This is a genomic window from uncultured Xanthomarina sp., from assembly GCF_963971605.1.
Classification (GTDB): domain Bacteria; phylum Bacteroidota; class Bacteroidia; order Flavobacteriales; family Flavobacteriaceae; genus Xanthomarina; species Xanthomarina gelatinilytica.
Genome location: NZ_CAXATZ010000013.1, coordinates 46835 through 64315 on the forward strand (window position 1 = coordinate 46835; position 17481 = coordinate 64315).

18 protein-coding genes are annotated in these 17481 nt (G+C 32.9%); all 18 read right to left on the bottom strand.

Translation table 11 applies throughout. The features are described 5' to 3' along the window. Positions 1-2: 2 nt before the first annotated feature. Positions 3-224 (bottom strand): hypothetical protein, encoded by a 222-nt coding sequence (locus AACY93_RS06900; protein WP_286853715.1) that lies wholly within the window; start codon positions 222-224, stop codon positions 3-5. Then, entirely contained in the window at positions 211-618 is a 408-nt protein-coding gene (locus tag AACY93_RS06905; protein ID WP_286853716.1) for a PD-(D/E)XK nuclease family protein, read from the bottom strand. Before AACY93_RS06905 ends, AACY93_RS06900 begins: the two co-directional genes overlap by 14 nt. 422 nt (positions 619-1040) lie before the next feature. Continuing rightward, a complete protein-coding gene (locus tag AACY93_RS06910; protein WP_286853717.1) occupies positions 1041-2804 on the bottom strand; it encodes a hypothetical protein in 1764 nt (587 codons plus the stop codon). 87 nt (positions 2805-2891) lie between these two features. Further along, positions 2892-6383 carry a DEAD/DEAH box helicase family protein gene (locus AACY93_RS06915; protein WP_286853718.1) on the bottom strand — a complete coding sequence of 1164 codons (3492 nt, stop codon included), beginning with the start codon at positions 6381-6383 and terminating at the stop codon, positions 2892-2894. 11 nt (positions 6384-6394) lie between these two features. Next, a complete protein-coding gene (locus AACY93_RS06920) occupies positions 6395-6976 on the bottom strand; it encodes a GIY-YIG nuclease family protein (protein ID WP_286853719.1) in 582 nt (193 codons plus the stop codon). 51 nt (positions 6977-7027) lie between these two features. Continuing rightward, positions 7028-7756 (bottom strand): hypothetical protein, encoded by a 729-nt coding sequence (locus AACY93_RS06925; protein WP_286853720.1) that lies wholly within the window; start codon positions 7754-7756, stop codon positions 7028-7030. Positions 7757-7777: 21 nt separating this feature from the next. Next, positions 7778-8200, bottom strand: a complete 423-nt coding sequence (locus tag AACY93_RS06930; RefSeq protein WP_286853721.1) for a hypothetical protein — start codon at positions 8198-8200, stop codon at positions 7778-7780. Between the two features lie 7 nt (positions 8201-8207). Beyond that, a complete protein-coding gene (locus AACY93_RS06935) occupies positions 8208-8852 on the bottom strand; it encodes a hypothetical protein (RefSeq protein WP_286853722.1) in 645 nt (214 codons plus the stop codon). After that, complete coding sequence (locus AACY93_RS06940; RefSeq protein WP_286853723.1) at positions 8849-9250, bottom strand: hypothetical protein; 402 nt, start codon at positions 9248-9250, stop codon at positions 8849-8851. The genes AACY93_RS06935 and AACY93_RS06940 overlap by 4 nt, the downstream gene beginning before the upstream one ends. Positions 9251-9264: 14 nt before the next feature. Then, positions 9265-9870: a hypothetical protein gene (locus AACY93_RS06945; protein ID WP_286853725.1), complete on the bottom strand. Its 606-nt coding sequence runs from the start codon at positions 9868-9870 to the stop codon at positions 9265-9267. Positions 9871-9995: 125 nt separating this feature from the next. Further along, on the bottom strand, positions 9996-11186 hold the full coding sequence (locus AACY93_RS06950; protein WP_286853727.1) for a restriction endonuclease subunit S: 1191 nt from the start codon (positions 11184-11186) through the stop codon (positions 9996-9998). Continuing rightward, on the bottom strand, positions 11186-11386 hold the full coding sequence (locus AACY93_RS06955; RefSeq protein WP_286853729.1) for a hypothetical protein: 201 nt from the start codon (positions 11384-11386) through the stop codon (positions 11186-11188). Before AACY93_RS06955 ends, AACY93_RS06950 begins: the two co-directional genes overlap by 1 nt. 20 nt (positions 11387-11406) lie before the next feature. After that, entirely contained in the window at positions 11407-12468 is a 1062-nt protein-coding gene (locus AACY93_RS06960) for a Fic family protein (RefSeq protein WP_286853731.1), read from the bottom strand. Positions 12469-12638: 170 nt separating this feature from the next. Further along, the gene (locus AACY93_RS06965; protein ID WP_286853733.1) at positions 12639-14276 is read right to left on the bottom strand and encodes a class I SAM-dependent DNA methyltransferase; all 1638 of its coding nucleotides are present in this window, start codon (positions 14274-14276) and stop codon (positions 12639-12641) included. Positions 14277-14311: 35 nt separating this feature from the next. Next, positions 14312-15058 (bottom strand): hypothetical protein, encoded by a 747-nt coding sequence (locus AACY93_RS06970; protein WP_286853735.1) that lies wholly within the window; start codon positions 15056-15058, stop codon positions 14312-14314. Between the two features lie 48 nt (positions 15059-15106). Then, positions 15107-15652 carry an HNH endonuclease signature motif containing protein gene (locus AACY93_RS06975; protein ID WP_286853736.1) on the bottom strand — a complete coding sequence of 182 codons (546 nt, stop codon included), beginning with the start codon at positions 15650-15652 and terminating at the stop codon, positions 15107-15109. Positions 15653-15936: 284 nt separating this feature from the next. After that, the gene (locus AACY93_RS06980) at positions 15937-17133 is read right to left on the bottom strand and encodes a hypothetical protein (RefSeq protein ID WP_286853738.1); all 1197 of its coding nucleotides are present in this window, start codon (positions 17131-17133) and stop codon (positions 15937-15939) included. Next, positions 17117-17481 (bottom strand): hypothetical protein (locus tag AACY93_RS06985; RefSeq protein ID WP_339611538.1); only part of this gene is annotated, 365 nt, incomplete at its 5' end. The genes AACY93_RS06980 and AACY93_RS06985, both read right to left, overlap by 17 nt.

Below are 17481 nucleotides of genomic sequence, written 5' to 3' on the forward strand. Positions count from 1 at the left end.
GTCTATATTAACAATTCTACTAAACTTTGATATTGTTCTGGCTCACCAATTTCTTCAAAATATTGCTCCACAATATAAGGAGGGAATCCTCTTATTTTTGAATACGACAAGTTTGATACGCTTAAAAATTCTTTAAATTCTGGTGTTTCTTTAATTTGAAAACTCAATTTTTTATGATGCATACCTGGTAGTCTTGCTAAATCTTTTTTCTTAATAGGATGCAAAATTTTCCATTTTTTTAGGATCTGAATATTTAGTACAATAAAGCAAATACTTTCCTTTTTCAGAATGGTTTTCAATTAGCGCCATTTCATATCGAAGTAATTGTTCATCTCCCTCTATAGACTCTACCTTACTTTCTAAAAAACAAATATTACTATCACCAATAAAAACTAAATCAATAATACAATTAGGTTTTTGGGAAGCAATAAATTGATGATATTGTGTTTTAATAATATAATTATCTAAAGGAAGTTTTAAAAAATTTAAGCAAAAGTCTTCACAGACTTTAGGATACATTTTAAGGATATTAGCAAACACTTCAGTATTAAAATCTTCTAAAGGTATTTTACCTATATTTTGATTTTTTCTATACAACTGTATTAAATCTAAAAACATATAATCTCAAACTATTTATTCAGGTTAATTACATTGACAAAAATTCAGCGAGTATTTCTCAATATATTTATTATAAAACTTTAAATGTATATCGCCAAACCATGACGTCCAATTTTATTTCATGATTTCTGAAATTAGTTTGGGTAAAAAAATATAAAACCATACGATTTTATGATTCAAAAGAGAAGTCATTTTCGTTCCTGGTTAGATAGCACTTTCATTCTAAACGCAATTGGTCAATAATAATATGGTATTACAAGCTGTTCTATTCGCAAAATCATCTACAGAGATTTCTTGAATTTGAATTGTTTTTTCAATCATAATTATATTTTAAGCCTTTTCCTAATTATTATATAAAACCCTCCTTTATACCTTGATAAGCAATTGACAATGAAGCCTATGAACTAGTAAAATAAATAAAATTAGGCAGCATCGTTATTTCCGTACATAGAATTATTTTGTACATTCGTTTCTTGAGTACGCCATTCTTGCTTACCTGATTTAAGAATTTTAATACCTGTAAATCCTAAAGTATTACGCTCATCATCAATAGGATAATTGCTGATGAGAATACCAAACTGATAAGGGTTCTTTTTGAAGAAAATATTTCCAAAATCGGCTTCTAGATTACAATTCCAGTTGCGATACACACGATTACTTGCTTGGTTATAACTAGAGGCAATACGCACCGTAACTCCCTTTTGCTTGAAACGTGTTCCTTTTGTAGAAACATTATAAAACGTTGACTCAAAATAATCTAGTAAACGGTGATATGCATCATCATCAATAAACGATAAACTTTCTCTACCTGATTCACTTAACAGTTCATTGTAAGTAAGTACTTCAATATGCTCAATGGGCGTAAATACACCTTCAGACTGGGTTTTTACAAACTTGGTATGTGTGCTCAAACCTCTAACATTACTATTGAATAAATCGTTACGCCAGTCAGCATCTGCAAAAATCTCCCAATCTTGTTCAAATTGCGCATAGTGTTCTAATAAACTTCTACTAGCCATTAGTTTAAAATCGCGATTCTTATGATAACCACAAAAACGACCTGTAATCCCTTGCGCACCGTTTGCTAGCTGTCTATCTCTTGGTTCAATACCGAAACGTACTTTTTCTTTAATAATACCTAAATCTTTCCCAGCTGTTAACGCCTGAACTATTATAAGAACAACACGTTGCCCTCTTTTTAGAATTAAATCAGAGATTTCCTTAATGCCTTCATTAATACTAAAATCACAAGCCACATCGGAACCGATTACGATAGTTGTACATTGCTTTTTATACTGATCTTTTAGTAATCTTCTAAGCTCAATCGCTCTTGACGTATTTGATTCTCTTATTATACCTAAGCCATTTTCAAAAGTCAATAGATGATTAACATATTCTTCAGTTTTTGGGTGAATTGAGTAAAGAGATTCACCTTCTACATCTTGAACTTGTAAGGGTCTAAATCCTTCAGGTATGTCTTCAATAATATCATCAGCTAACATTTCAGAAATGCCATAATATTCTGGTGGACGCACACCAACTATTACATCTACATCTGTTGCTCCTGTAAATTGTGCATCTAAAATATCATAAGGTGTAGCACTTACAGCAAGTAATTTAATGTCTGGCATACGGTAACGCAACTCAGCAAAAAAGGCTAATTCAAATGAAGATTCTACACCAGAACCATATTGGTCCTCGTCACGAACAATGAGCTGCACATCAAATTCGTTAACGACTTTATGAGGATTTGGATGATTAAAGAAATCACTCATTTTCATTACTTTTAAAACAGAAGGTTTCATATCACCTGTTACACAATCGTAATATTCACGTTGTAATACACGACAATTTTGATTGTATAAATCTGTATCACGCATACTCGTAACAAATAGGATAGATTCATATTCTTTAATTAAACCTATAGCAGGTAATACATAATTGCACAGAAAATATACCGTACCAGATTTTCCACTTTGCATAGATGCTACAAATGCCATATTCTGATTGCCCTCTTTTAAAGACAATCCAATACGAAGTGCATTAATAATTTGATTAGGGAAGATTCCGGTTCTTCTTGAATTGTTTAATGTGTCCACAATGTTCTCTTCAAGAGATTGTGGTGCGTCTAATTGCTGAAGCAGTGTTTCTATCTCAGCGTCCCAAAAGTTTTGATATGCAGTCATATGAACAGTATTAAAGATTAATACTGCAATATTACGACCTAACTATGCGAAGTAATTGCATAGTTTATTTAAGTGATCTGTGATAAATTAGTTGGCTTGATTAAAGTTTTCTACTATTTTGAATATTTTATCTGCTTGTTGCTCTGTAAATACGCCATCTACGCCAAGTGCATGAAATTCTTTAAATGGTGATTCGTAAAGTTTCTTTGGATCTATTTTTCCGTTTACAGTTAAAAACTGCTTAATCATATTTAAAAATTCTATCTGAGATGGGTTTAACTCATTTTCATTAATAAATTGAGCAAAGGCAGCATTTACTTTTTCTTCGCTAATACCCAAAAGAGAAATTACAAATTCTGTTAGACTTAGCTTATTTCCCAATTCTTTTTCTAGTTCCTCTTTATTTAGTGTTTCTGAAAAAAGAATTTTTTCTAAACCATTAAGCTCTTCTTTTGTAATAGCTTCTCCATTACGTATTCTTTTAATAGTAACGTTGTTTTGGTTATCATTGATTAACTTTTCTAATCGTTTAATATTGTTTTTAAACGGGTTTTCATATTCTGGCGGTTCAGAATCAGAAGATTCAGATATTTTAATTTCATCCTCTATGATATAATCATCAAAGTCAGTTGTTACATATTTTTGATCTACAGGATCTAGATATTTCACTAATTCTCTTACCTCTAACCTTAAATTTTCTAAATGAGCAATTCCATCATTATTCCAAAACGCTTCTTCTGTTGGCAATTTTAAAACATGTTCCTTTGCCTTTATTTCTGGTATAGCAGTTTTCTTCAATAATTTATTTGAAGTATTTACAACTTTAGCTATTGACTTTGCAAATGCTGACATAAACTCAGCATTATTTGGTGTTTCTAATTGTTTAATAATTAAATCGTACAATAGCTTATCGTAAAATCTTGCTAGATCGTTTTCACCTTGCTTTGGCTTAATTAATGATGCAATTTCTTTCTCTAAAATATTAATGTTCTTTTTTGAAAGTGACTTCCAAACTCCTTGATTCTCTCCTGTAAAATCTTTAATAATTTCGAGCTTCATTTTTACATCAAAACGATTTAAATCTAACGTAGCAACATCATTATACAATTCTTCTAGTAAGGTTGCTCGGTACTCTAGAAGCTCTGAATTGTCTTTAAACTGGTTGCTTCTTAAATATTCAGCTAGTTTTAACTTTAAACAAAACAGCACTTCTGTTAAACTCTTTTGTGTACTTGGGTTGATACCTTCTGGGTTTTCTCTAAAAAACTCGAAATTACCACATAAATCAAAAATTAAGAATTTTGTTTTATCCTTACCGTCACCAAATAAATTGGGACGTAAACGTGAACCACGACCTATCATTTGCCAAAATTTTGCATACGATTTTACAGGCTTATAAAACACCAAATTCACACAACTTGGCGCATCTATTCCTGTATCCATCATATCTACAGAAATAGCTATTTGAGGTAATCGCTCTTTCTCCTCATCACAAAAGCGATCTATAAACTCTTGTGCCTTTTCTTCACCATGTGTTATCACTTTCACATAATCGTTACCAAACAGTTCTTTATCAAGTTCTAAGAACATGTCTTTTAAAAACTGAGCGTGCTTTCTGTTTTTTGCAAATACAATAGTTTTCCCAAGTTCTTCACCACCTCGTTTTTTTATACCTTGTTCTAGAATAAATTTAAGCGTCTTAAGTGTTGTTGGTTTATTAAACAACCACTTATTTAATTCTGCTGGTGGAATCCATTCGTTACCTGTTGCTTTGTCACCATCTAAAATTTCATCCTCAAATTGTTCCTTTTCTTCTTCAGATAAATCTTCATACTTTATACCTTCTTTGGTAAACTTTGTTGGCACTTCTATAGATTTATAAGGATTTAAAAACCTAGGATTGTGATCTATAGCTTCTTGAAACGTAAACGCATCTGTGGGCGACTTATCAGGTAGTCCAAAAATATGGTAGGTATTCTTATCTATTCGATCTATAGGTGTTGCAGTTAAGCCTAAAAATAGCGCATCAAAATACTCAAAAATGGCTTGGTACTTTTTATATATAGATCGGTGTGCTTCATCTATAATAATTAAGTCGAAATGCCCAACGCCATAAAATCGTTTTTCTTTATCACGACTTCCATCTATTAAATTCATCATGGTTTGATAGGTGGAAAACGCAAAGCGTGCGTCTGGATTGTCTTTTTCTTCCAGTAGATTAACACTGGTATGTTCTGGTAAATGTTTTACAAAGTTTCGCTTTGCTTGCTTTACTAAACTGGTTCGATCTGCCAAAAAAAGAATACGTTTTGCCCAATTACATTCTAATAAAACTTTAGATATTGCAATACTTGTTCTAGTTTTCCCAGTACCAGTTGCCAGAACTAAAAGTGCTGCTCTGTTAGTCCCAATAAGTTTACCAGAGTGTTTGTCATTTCCTGCAAAATGATTGGCGATACTTCTTATAGAACGCATTTGGTAAAAACGTCCTGCAATATCTGCATCTATCTCAGCAGTTCTAATATCTCTGCGATTTGCACGTCTGTACATTAGGGTTTCTAACTCTGCTTTGGTATAAAAGCCATGCACCAAACGTGCTTGTTTGTAAAACTGATCATCCCACAAATAGGTCTGGTATCCATTGGTATAATACATCACAGGTCTTCTACCATACATTTGCTCTAAGGCATCTGCATATAGTTGTGCTTGATTTTCCCCTTTTGTAGCATTTTGCAGCGTGCTTTTAGCCTCTACTAAAGCTAAAGGCAACCCATCGTCTCCCCAAAGCACATAATCTACATAACCTGTACCAGACGTATTGGTAGAAGTTGGCATATTGGTAACTTTAAACTCCTTATCGTTAGCACCTTGCAAATCCCAACCAGCTTCTCGTAACGCTACATCGATTAAATATTTACGCGTATCGGTCTCATTTCTTGGATGCTCTTCTTGGTCTTCTTTATTAGCTTCTTTCTTATTCTGCTCTATTTGACTTTGTAATAGCTCAATCTGTTTTTTATAAAGTTCATTTTCCTCAGCTAATTTTTTTTGTTCTTTGTCTTTTTCTTTTAGCTCTTCCTGATACTTATCTAAATCTCTATTAAGTTTTTCTTGTAAGTCTTCTATTTCTTTTCTCGATAAGGTAACGCCTCCTTCTTTTGGGATAAGATTAAAGTTAAAAAGCCCTATGGATTCTATCTCGTTTTTAGCGTATGATTTAGCAAACCATTTAGAAAAGTAAAACATGGCTTCAATGGCATTATGCGCATCTACATCACTCACATTTTTGTTATGAACTGCCAGATTTCCTGCTTTTTTAATAATAAATAGCTCGTTATATAACTTATGATTAAACTGTGCTTTAAACTCTGGTTGCACCAATAAATTATGTAATGATGTATCGAACTGAGTTTCTAATTCTTCATCGTTTGCATACATATAGTTTACAGCTTCCTCCAATGCCATACGACAATAAATCAAAGACGTTCTTGGGTCTGTAATTACTAATTTTTCTGCTTTTTGTGTTCTATCACTTAAAGTAGGAAACTCATTATTTAGAAAATGGAAATTTGTGTTCATAATTCATTTTTTTAATGTGTACGGAAACTATTCCATTTTGTTTTTAATATACCAGCTATAGCTACCTCTAAAAAATACAAATCAAAATCTAATGACATTGGATATAAAACTACTTGCATATTCCTTATCCTCTCCTTTGCTTGATTCAGTTGAGTATTAGTTATTGTTGCTCGGGCTGTCACCTTATTTTCAGCATTCCTTTGCTCTTTTGTTATTAAATAGGCTAGTGAGCATTCATTATGTCTTTTACCAAAACCATGTTGACGAAGCCTTCTATAGACTGTTCGACTTATTCCGACGTAAACAGGATTTATTCTTCCATTAATCTTTTCACCAAATACATAAATCCCTTTAAACTCATTAAACCCTTTAGGGGAATAACTCTTACCATTATATACATTAGCCTTAAACCCCAATTCGTTAAAGATATTAAATTGCCTTTTCACTGAACCGTTATCATCTTCTTTATACAACTCATTTAGTGTTTTACAATTGGCTTTATTTAACAACACTATAATTTCATCAGCAATAACTTTTGCTTTATTAAAAAGTGCTGCTATATCTTTTGGGTATGGCTCCTTATTATAGTTCAAGTGTTATTTTCTTTTCATTGTTTTACAAATTCTTAATAATAAAATCAATAATCAATTATTATTATCATTATAACCCGTCCAATTCGTATCAAGATTATCAAAGCCCTCTCTTATACTATGCAACCATTGATTCATTATTGTTAGGTTTCTTGGCTGACCTGGCAAACCTTGACCCGATGGTGTGAATAAATATTTTATAATAACACCCCTTTCGTTAAGAACCTCTTGGATTTGCTGAAGCTGCTCTGAAAAAGGTTTTACTGGTTTTCTGGTAAAATATACTTGAGATATACTTGGATTTTGATTTATATAATCAATAATGAATTTAGTACTCCATCTTACATTGTTTGTTCTATTGATTTTTGCTAAATCACCGTCATTAATGAGGTCATAATGCGAATTGTTTATGATAACATGATTTGCTGCGAGGCAATTTATTTCATCATCTGGAAATACTTGCATAATAAGATCTGCAAAAGACAATTTATGTGTTCTCATAAACTGAAAGATTTCGTTAAGTGATGGATTAAGAGGGTTTGTAAATCGCCTTTGTGTTTCTATTTGCACTTGCTGGTTATACTCGAAAATATTAAACAAAATTGGCCAAAACCAATTACGGCCATAAAAGAAATCGGCCATGTTCGCATCTTCATCTGTATCAGGATTAAACGTGCCTAAAAACAAAATTTCTGGTTGATAAGGTGTTTTGACTAATACAGCATTCTCCGTTGAAAATTCATTTGTAAATTGTGTGTCTTTAAATTTGTGATTGATTGGCATATCGTACGAATTAATTTAATCTTAATCATTTTGTTTAATCATCCAAGTCAAACATACTTGCATTACTACAACAAAAAAAGCGGCCTTTTGCTCCATACCCAATGGTGAGTCATCCCATTTACTTCTATCTAAAGGGTAGATGTAACCAGAACCTGACGAACCTGTCCATTGGACTCCTGTATTGACTAATTCTTCAAAACTTTGGTAGCCATTTCTTTTAAACCTTGGAAAACGTTCCTTAAACTCTTCACTCATATTTGGATAAAGCGAGCCTTGAGTAATTAAACATGATAATCCTTTAAATTTACCTGACACAAATTTTATATGCGTCTTTTTAACTTCAGCCTGTGGGTATAAATGTTTTAGCAAAGTATTCACTTGCTCATTAAAATGCTCCTTATAATGGAAGGTTTTTAGTTTTGTCAGTCCTTGAGATCGTTCCATATTAAAATTAGTTTTTTATGATAGCGAGTGCTTCATCAAATTGTACAAACTCATTATTATTATTATTGTGGTCTATCCAAGCATAAGGATAACGACCCCTTTGTGTATTTAAAACATCTATAGCTGCGTTCCAATAACTGGAAATGTCCTTTCCAGATGGGTCTAGAAAAACCAATTTAGCAACAGCATTATCATTTTCTTCAAATCCAACAGCCAAAAGCCAATGTGCTAGGTTTCCATTTTTTATACCCACTATAACCGGATTATTAATTCTTAACTGTTCTATCGCAAATGCAATAACCGACTTACCGGAATCTTGACAAATACTATTTTCAATAACAGCTCCAAACGATGCATCCAATAATTTCGACAATTCTTTGCTACTTGTCCCCTGCGCAAACAAAGTATCATGCTCTCGCATGGCTTTTACTAACTTTCCTAATCGGGAACTTAACTTAATATTCCATAAGTCTGTAACCTCATCATAATTTACAACACCTGATATAATCAATGCCATCATAACACAATAGGGACCACAAGCACCATCTGCATCACCCTGTTTTAGAAAAACAGGCTCATAGGCTTTATGATTATAAGCTACAATGTTTCCTCTATCTATATCCAATGAGTCTATTATAAATAGTTTTTTCATGCTGTATGCTGGTCATTAAAGCAGGTTAAACATTTATCGGCGATTAGCACATAATATTCAGCACGCAATTTCATGCCCATTTTGGTATCTGGAAACTCATCTTTATTCGCTGGCGTTATGACTACACCCTTTTCCCAGAAAGCACAGGTAATCATGGAGTCTAGATTATTTTGTAAGCTCTCTAATTTTTCACGAGTAGTTGACTTTAAGACCTCATCATAACTTTTATGGTACTCTATATAGATGGCATCTTTCCAAAGTTTTAATACCAAACCTGTATAAGGTGGATTATTAAACCTGACTTGCCCAATACTTATGGTTCCCTCATGTTGATACAAACTTTGCAACAAGTTGGTTCTGTAAGCCTTAAAAGATGATATGTTTTGATAAACTGCCATTGAAAATAAAACTCTTACATTCTTGTATAAATAATTTTTACAAAAGTATTCTTTGCCCCTCTATATGGTTGAGAACGTTTGTTTTTAGAATCAATATTTTCCGCACCTCTTTTTTGCAACATTTCGCGTATTTCTATGGTTTTTTTATCCTCAACAACTTCACGCTTTAACCCCACTTTTGGAAATGTTCTTTTTGTTAAACCTCTATCCCCACTCTTATCATACTTTAGCTTATTGAGGTTTTTGGTTACGTTTTTTAGTCGTTGAGTCAGTTTTTTAGCCTCACTTCTTTTATTGTATTTACGTTGTTTACTCTTACCCGCACTAGATAAGCCCGAAATGTTCATTGAGCTTATTTGCTTTTTCTTTGCGTTTCTCTTGGTTTTCTTTTTTTGTTGGTTTTTAAATGTATTAGGAAAATGAGCTTGCTTTGAAGGTTCTTTAAGTGTTGACCCAACGGCATAAGCGGCCAAATGCATATCTATTAGTGACATGGCAGCTTTTCGTTCTGAAGTACCATAACCCTTCTCTTCCACCGTTTGGCGCAGCGCATCCAAATCTACATTGGTAAAGCTTTTCTGTTTAAAAAACTGGTCTATGTAATCGTACCTTACAAGCATAATTCTACGAGTTCAAAAAATTCCTTTTTTACATGTTACAACTAAAAATATCGACACTTTTATCAACATGTATCAACATTTTAGACTTTATTTCACTGGTTTTTGTTGATATACTAACTCACTTTTTACCCCAACTCCCCTCCAAATGCTTTTTGCAACAAGCAATTAAACAAATTTTCGCTTTCCTGTAGCTCTTGTTTGGCTAACTTTTTTTGTTTTTCGATTAGGTCTATTTTTTCTGCGAATTGGTTTTGTAGGTCGATGGGTGGAACTATAACTTTGAAAGTTGTTAACTGTTCTTTTGTAATGGACTCTCTTGTTGCAGCATTACTTGAACCTACTCCTAATAGCTTCACTTTTGAATTTGGTGATATAATCAGATGCAATAAAAAAGTTGGGTTTAAAACATTTAATTTACATCTTAATATTGACACGTGTTGATTGACACGAGCTGGTAATACTTCTTTGGGAACAATCGCGCATCTAGCTACCGAAGCTCCTGTTATATTAAAAAGAACATCTTCCTCTTTAACAATCACATTTTTCAACTTATCTGCTTGCTTGTCATCTATAAAAGCTAAATCTTTGAATTTGAATTTATTGTCATGGATATTTAGACTTCGGATTAAAGATATTCCATCGCTTTTATAAGATTCTTTACCTCCTCGTGGTGTTGCACCGCTTCCAATTTTGCTAGTTGCTTTGCTTAACTCTATTTCTTCCCAACCCTTCGGATTAATCACAGGATCCCCAAACATCTCCAAAAAGATACTTTGTGCCAGTTGGTCATACTCCTTAAGGAGTTGTTGGGTGTTATCACGTAAGGCTGCTGCCTTATCTAGTATTTGGGCTATGCGCTTTTGGGTGGGTAGTGGTGGTAGTGGGATTTTAAAATCAGCTATTTTCCTTGTACTAATATTAGGTTGAGCTGCACCACCAGCATTTCTTAAGATTTGTTCTTTTAAGATATTTAAATAATAGAAAAAATACTTACTATTAAGACTTTCTGATTTTCCACTTTTAATTATTCCAATACGCTGATTTAATAAACTTGGAAAATCGAAATCGTAAACACCATATTTACCTGTTGTAGCTCCAGATAAAGCTATCAAAACATCACCTTTAGTTACAATAAATTCTTTTTTTGCCTCAAGGAACTTTTCATCTAAATAAATTTGTTTATCATCTATATAAACTTTTCCATCATTAAAATTAGATATCCTTAATAATGGAATTCCTGATCTTTTATATTGTGAACTTTTAAAAGCAAATCCGTTATTAATTTCACATATATTTCCTAAACTTTCACTTTTCATTAATCAATTATTAATTTATTAAGTAAAATTTTTCTCTCCTCATCCAATTTCTTAATACGTTCCAAAATCATTTCTGGCGCATCATATGCCACGTCTTCATACACGATTTCTTTGTAACTTCCTGTAGATGCATCCCAATTCAATTGCATTTTTAAATACAATGATTGTAAATTGGGTAGTGTGGCTTGTACTATTTTCATGGTATTCGGTCTTATTTTAATTAATTTAAAGCCTTAATTACAAGGTCGTTAACATAATAATTTGTACGCCCAATTTTATATTTGGTTAGGTGGCCATCTTCAGCCAATTGGTTTAAATAATTGGCCGCTGTAATACGGGATACATGTAACTCGTTTTGTAAAAATTCTATTTTGGTATAAGGCTGTTTAAACAAATGATTAAGCAAATCCTGACTGTAAAACTTATAGTTTTCGCGCAACAGCGTCTTATAGTCTGCCATTGCTTTTTTAATGTTTTTTACTTTTTCCAGGGTGTCTTTTGCCGTTTCTGTTATGGCTATTAGCATATAACACAGATACGCTTCCCATTCGCCTGTATCCCTAACCTGTTGCAATAACTGGTAATATTGGTTTTTATGTTGAATAATGTATTTACTTAAATATAATATGGGCGTATCTAACAACTGATATTGGATAAGGTAAAGAATATTTAAAATTCTACCGGTTCGCCCATTTCCGTCATAAAAAGGGTGAATGCTCTCAAACTGAAAATGAAATACCGCCATTTTAATAAGGTGATCTATGGGTAAGCTTGTTTCTGTATTTATAAACGTTTCTAGGTTCTGCATGAGATTTACTATGTCTTCATGGCTTTGTGGTGGCGTATAAACCACGACATCGGTTCTTTGATTTTTTAGTGTGGTACCTGGTACTTTCCGAAAACCTGCATTATTATCTTCTAGTATTTCCTGAATTTGTTTGATATGATTTATAGAAAGAAACCTGTTTTTAGCCACTATTTGATACCCTGTTTTCATGGCCATAATGTAATTCTGTACCTCTTTAGCTTGGCTTGACGTAAACTTTTCGATGCCTATACTGGCTTTGTATATTTCGTCGTGGGTAGTCACAATGTTTTCTACTTCCGAACTGTCTTTAGCTTCTTGTATGGCCAGTGTGTTTATTAAAATATCTTGCCTTGGAATAGATTGCGCCACGCCTTTTAATTCAGCCAAAGCACGATGGGCTTCTGGTAAAAGTTTAAGCACCTTTAGCGTTTCTAAATCTTTAGGATACGGTAAGTTTTGGAGTTTCCAAGTCATTGTTTGTTCTTTTTACAGCTTCTTATATGTAAAGATAATTCAATTTTCTTTACACAATATACGTATGTGTAAAGAAAAGCAATCTATTTATACACATTTATATATTGATATATAAAAAACCGAGCTTTCTTTACACATCAAATTTTTGCGTATCATTTTTCACAAAATGCTTACATGTCTTTATAAAGGGACTTTATTAACCCTTCGCGTTCTTTATTCATTTCGTTTATACGGTTTAATATTACTTTAGGCGCATCATATTCAATTTCTTCATACACTATTTCTTTGTAGCGGTTAATGGATAAATCCCAGTCGTTGGCTTTAATTTCTTTTACAGGCACTAAAAAACTTTGGCTGGTACGGTCACTATAATCATGCGTGCAAGTGCCATCTAAAAAATCGTCAAATCCAAGGTTGCTTGGTACATCTTGAACATGCAACAACTCGCCATTGGCATCGTGCATTTTAGCAAAATAATCACTTTTAATATAGCGGTAATGGTCCAGTACTTGTGGCAGGTTAAAATTATCGTGCGCTTGTGCCAATTGTGCTAGTTTTTCTGGTGTAAGGTCTTTAGCAAAGGCAAACTCGTTAAAGATACTTTCATCTACAATAAGGTTCCGTTTTTGGTCTAGGCTTTTGCCATCGGCTTTCATATCGTAAAACCACACCTTGTCTGTACCACCATTATCCGTTTTGGTAAACAATAAAATGGCAGTGCTTACCCCAGAATAGGGTTGAAACACACCACTAGGCAAGGAAACAACACCATCTAGCTTGTGGTTTTTTACAATTTCGCTACGTATGCTTTTAAAGGCCTTACCACTGCCAAACAATACACCATCTGGTACAATAACCGCTGCACGACCACCTTTTTTAAGCTGGCGTAACATGAGGGCTAAAAAGAGCAGCTCGGTTTTGGTAGTTTTGGTAACGTTGCTTAATCCTGGTGCAATACTTTCTTTGTCTATAGTGCCTTTAAATGGCGGATTTGCCAAAATAAGTGTGTAGGCATCGCTTATAGTGTTGTCTTTACTTACGGCATCTACATCTATAATATTTGGTTCTTCTACACCGTGTAAAAAAAGGTTCATACTAGCAATGCGTAGCATGGTAGCATCAAACTCGGTGCCATTAAACATCTGTTTGTTTATGTGCACGCTGTGTTTGTCTAGGTCGGTAATGCTGTAATGCTTATCGATATATTCTTTGGCAGCTACCAAAAAACCGGCTGTACCTACCGATGGGTCGCAAATGGTATCTTCTAAGGTTGGCTGCATCATTTCTACCATGAGTTTAATAATATGGCGTGGTGTACGGAACTGACCAGCAGTACCACCACCTTCTAGCTTAGATAAAAGATACTCGTAAATATCGCCTTTCATGTCTTGCTTGCTCATATCCACACGCTCTAGTTTTTCCATGACTTGGTCTAGCGTTGCAGCTTTGTTAATACCAAAAGAAGCGTCTTTCATATAGGTAGAAAACAAACTTTTCTCTTTACCTAAACTGCGAATGAATGGGAAAATACCATCAACAGAATTGTTAAAAATGTTGTGGCGTTCTGCCACATCCATTTCTTTAAGGTTTTTCCAACGGAAGTGCTGTTGGTCTTTGCCAAATATGGGTGTAAACGCTTTATTTAAACGTTTGGCCATACGCTCGTTTCGCGTTTCGGTTTCGTCTAAATCTTTGATAAAGATTAAGTAGGTTAATTGTTCTACTATGGTAATGGTGTTGGAAATACCACCTGTCCAGAAGGTATTCCAGATTTGGTCTATTTGTGATTTTATTTCTCCGGTGATCATATTATCGTTTAAGGTTGTTCGTTTTTGGTTATTAGTTAAAAATACTTTTTAGTTATGTATTGTTTTAAGTCATTTTCTAATGTATCTGTTATTTCCTGCCAAGTTAAAAAGTTAAAACGGTTCTTAAGTTCTTCTGTTCTTATTGCTACTTTAACTTTTTTAAAAGCTCTAATCAAATCCCTACGAGATTCATCAACAATTAAGTTGAAATTACCATTGTATTTGTATGCCGTTAACAGATTTCGTATAAGCTGATAATACAATATATCTTCACCCTTGTAAAGAGCTGCTAAGTCTATAACTTGTACAACATTAGGATAGTTTAATACTATATTTTGACTTTTTTTAGTAAAGTTACTTTCTGTCAATTTAGCTTCAAAAATAGAGCTACCTATTTTCATATCAATCTCCGTTTTTCTGGTTTCGTTTTCAAACACTGGATTCCAACCAAATTCAATGCATTCGTTTTGATTAACACCTAAAAGATTCCTTAACCTTTTATTTTCTAATATATTAGGATAAGCAAAAATATTCATTAACAATGCATCTGAACTGTTTGAAGATTGCATTTCTTTATACCCTTTAGCTTTAGAGTGCGATTTATTTAATCTTTTTAAAAACTCTTCATTAGAATTAATATTTGAAAAAGTTTCAGAATGAAAACTCAATTTTAAGTTCGGAAACAACACAGCCGATTTTCTTTCATCACTTTGTTCACCAAAATCTTCACAAATTTTAAGCGCATTTTTCTTAAGTCGATCTTTTAGTTTAGTAATAGACATGTGTAATCATTTGAACTTTAAAAATAAGATATTAACTAAAAACCTATGTTATTTTTTAACATAGGTTTTATTTCCGTTACTGTTAATGTAATATGTTCCGCCTCTTGACCCAGTATAATACGTTCTAGAAGAACTACTTGAAGAGTATGTGTTACTCGATGGTAATGAATATGTTGAAGAGGTCGAAATAGAATTGGAGGGTTGATAATAATAGCTAGGAACTGAATATGATTGAGTACTATTATTATAATAACTTCTTGGATAAGCTGTAGAAGACGTGCTCGAACGTTCTCTAGCAGTTTTAGCCTTATGCTGTTCTACTGTTAGAAGTTGCATATTATATGGTGAATCTGATCCTCCTTGCGATAAAGGAACTATATGATCTATTTCATAACCATAAGGCACACTGGTGTAACCCATATTATTTAAAAACTGTTTTTTATTGGCACTACTGCGCTTTACTTTGGGTTTACCGGTTGTACTGTAGTACTGATTGTAATAATATTCCGTATCTCCTACTTTATAGGTATTTTGAGCATGAACAAAAGCACTGAATAAAAATAAAACACAAAAAATAAAGCTAAAAAATTTCATAAGAACTAATTTAAAAGTTAAACATATACAAATATAAAACAAAACTATGCAATATAAATGCATAGTTTTGATAGCTTGATTAGAATAAAATCAATTAATCCTCATCATTACCCTGATATTTATCATTGTTCGGGTTTAACTGATCCGAACGATTATCTAAATCATCTTGGGTAGGCTCGTAACCTTCTTTAAATCCAGACATAAAAACTATTTTAAATGATGCCTACTATTACAGGATTTCGGCTTTTCCTTTTTTTTTAAAACTTGATTATTATTTATGTTCTCTATGATTTGGATTTATCAATTATAGCTTTTATGTAAGTTTTAGTACCACTAGGGCTTGGTTCAGTTTGTACTTTAATTTTTTGATCAACATTTAACTCATGTTTAGACACCATTGACGGTGGAATACTTATTGTTCTGATACTGCCTACTGGCTGAAAAGTTGCATAACCATTTTCAGAAATTTTAACAACTACACCTTCAAGACTCCCTGGGTTTTCATTGCTTTCCAAAGGATTGATTTTATTTCTCCATTTAGCAAGGTTTTTTGTTTTATCTGAATTATTATCAATAAAAGGTTTTAACCAATCCATTATTTCCAATAGTAGAAATATGGTACTTTGATATAAAAATGTACTCTTTTTTTCTGCTAAATAGCTATCCACACCTAGTTTAGTTCCTTGATCATGAGATGCATCTTGAGTCAAATTCAATAGCCTATAAAAACTTTCGCCAATGACAGGATGAATAATTTCCTCTAAATGCTCATAATCATTATGTTTATTAGACAAAAACAAGCTTGAAGGATTAATCCAGTTTGGGGTATTTCTAATATCATCAGGTATGATGCCTATACTATTTAATTTGGTCAACATGGCTTCAATAACCTTCCTTAAAGGATTAAGTAAATCTTGTGTATTTAATATTTGAGAGGGATTTTCAATATCGCGAACAATCTGTAATATTCTATCAAAATGCTTTTTCCCAATATACTCATCTGAACATAATGAAAAAATACTTGGGTATTTGTGCTTAAGCTGGGTGATTTCTAAACTATCCGATTCTTTTTTCAGATTTTTCCATAGTTCTGATAAGTATACATTATCCCCTAGTTTGTCATATACCTGTCCTTCCTTAAAAGATTCTGCAAACCGATTCTTATCCTTTGTAAAACTAGTCTTACCGGACAAAATGAACCAAGGTAGCTTTTTCCTATCCTCTAATTTTACCAGTTCCATTGCAACATCACCCATAGGACTATCATCATAAGCATGACCACTGTCTTTTGCATTTTTGAAAAATATTCCATCCAATATCGCTGCGTCATAATACTCGATATTGTTTTTAAGCTCCTCAATCCCTTCTTCTGCATTGGTAAAACCAAATAGTTCGATATCGTTAAGAAAGGCTTGTTCTCTTATACGACGTAACGTTTTAAACTCATCGTCAAACCAAATTACTTTATATGTATTCTTCATCTTCTATATGTATTGGAAAACTTATTTCAAAACTAGTTGCCAAATATGAAACACCTAGGCCTTCTTGTCCAGTTTCATCAATTATATGGAGATCACCATTGAAACGCTTTACTATTTCGTTAATATACCAGCCCCCAAAACCATCTCCTGATTTATCACCAAATTTCCCGCCTTTTCTAATAAACTCCTCATGTGAAAAATTTTCAGGTAATGGGTTTCCGGTATTTGAAAACAAAATCATAAATTGAGATTTTGTTGATTCATAATGAATCATTGAGATAAAAAATTCAATTTTATCCTGGTCATTATTTTGAAATAAGTTTTCCAATACATATAGAAGATGAAGAA

What these genes read in the sequence shown, in the direction of transcription:
- AACY93_RS06905 (WP_286853716.1), bottom strand. Translation starts at nt 618, where the DNA reads ATGTTTTTAGATTTAATACAGTTGTATAGAAAAAATCAAAATATAGGT.
- AACY93_RS06910 (WP_286853717.1), bottom strand. Translation starts at nt 2,804, where the DNA reads ATGACTGCATATCAAAACTTTTGGGACGCTGAGATAGAAACACTGCTT.
- AACY93_RS06915 (WP_286853718.1), bottom strand. Translation starts at nt 6,383, where the DNA reads ATGAACACAAATTTCCATTTTCTAAATAATGAGTTTCCTACTTTAAGT.
- AACY93_RS06925 (WP_286853720.1), bottom strand. Translation starts at nt 7,756, where the DNA reads ATGCCAATCAATCACAAATTTAAAGACACACAATTTACAAATGAATTT.
- AACY93_RS06930 (WP_286853721.1), bottom strand. Translation starts at nt 8,200, where the DNA reads ATGGAACGATCTCAAGGACTGACAAAACTAAAAACCTTCCATTATAAG.
- AACY93_RS06935 (WP_286853722.1), bottom strand. Translation starts at nt 8,852, where the DNA reads ATGAAAAAACTATTTATAATAGACTCATTGGATATAGATAGAGGAAAC.
- AACY93_RS06940 (WP_286853723.1), bottom strand. Translation starts at nt 9,250, where the DNA reads ATGGCAGTTTATCAAAACATATCATCTTTTAAGGCTTACAGAACCAAC.
- AACY93_RS06945 (WP_286853725.1), bottom strand. Translation starts at nt 9,870, where the DNA reads ATGCTTGTAAGGTACGATTACATAGACCAGTTTTTTAAACAGAAAAGC.
- AACY93_RS06950 (WP_286853727.1), bottom strand. Translation starts at nt 11,186, where the DNA reads ATGAAAAGTGAAAGTTTAGGAAATATATGTGAAATTAATAACGGATTT.
- AACY93_RS06955 (WP_286853729.1), bottom strand. Translation starts at nt 11,386, where the DNA reads ATGAAAATAGTACAAGCCACACTACCCAATTTACAATCATTGTATTTA.
- AACY93_RS06960 (WP_286853731.1), bottom strand. Translation starts at nt 12,468, where the DNA reads ATGACTTGGAAACTCCAAAACTTACCGTATCCTAAAGATTTAGAAACG.
- AACY93_RS06965 (WP_286853733.1), bottom strand. Translation starts at nt 14,276, where the DNA reads ATGATCACCGGAGAAATAAAATCACAAATAGACCAAATCTGGAATACC.
- AACY93_RS06970 (WP_286853735.1), bottom strand. Translation starts at nt 15,058, where the DNA reads ATGTCTATTACTAAACTAAAAGATCGACTTAAGAAAAATGCGCTTAAA.
- AACY93_RS06975 (WP_286853736.1), bottom strand. Translation starts at nt 15,652, where the DNA reads ATGAAATTTTTTAGCTTTATTTTTTGTGTTTTATTTTTATTCAGTGCT.
- AACY93_RS06980 (WP_286853738.1), bottom strand. Translation starts at nt 17,133, where the DNA reads ATGAAGAATACATATAAAGTAATTTGGTTTGACGATGAGTTTAAAACG.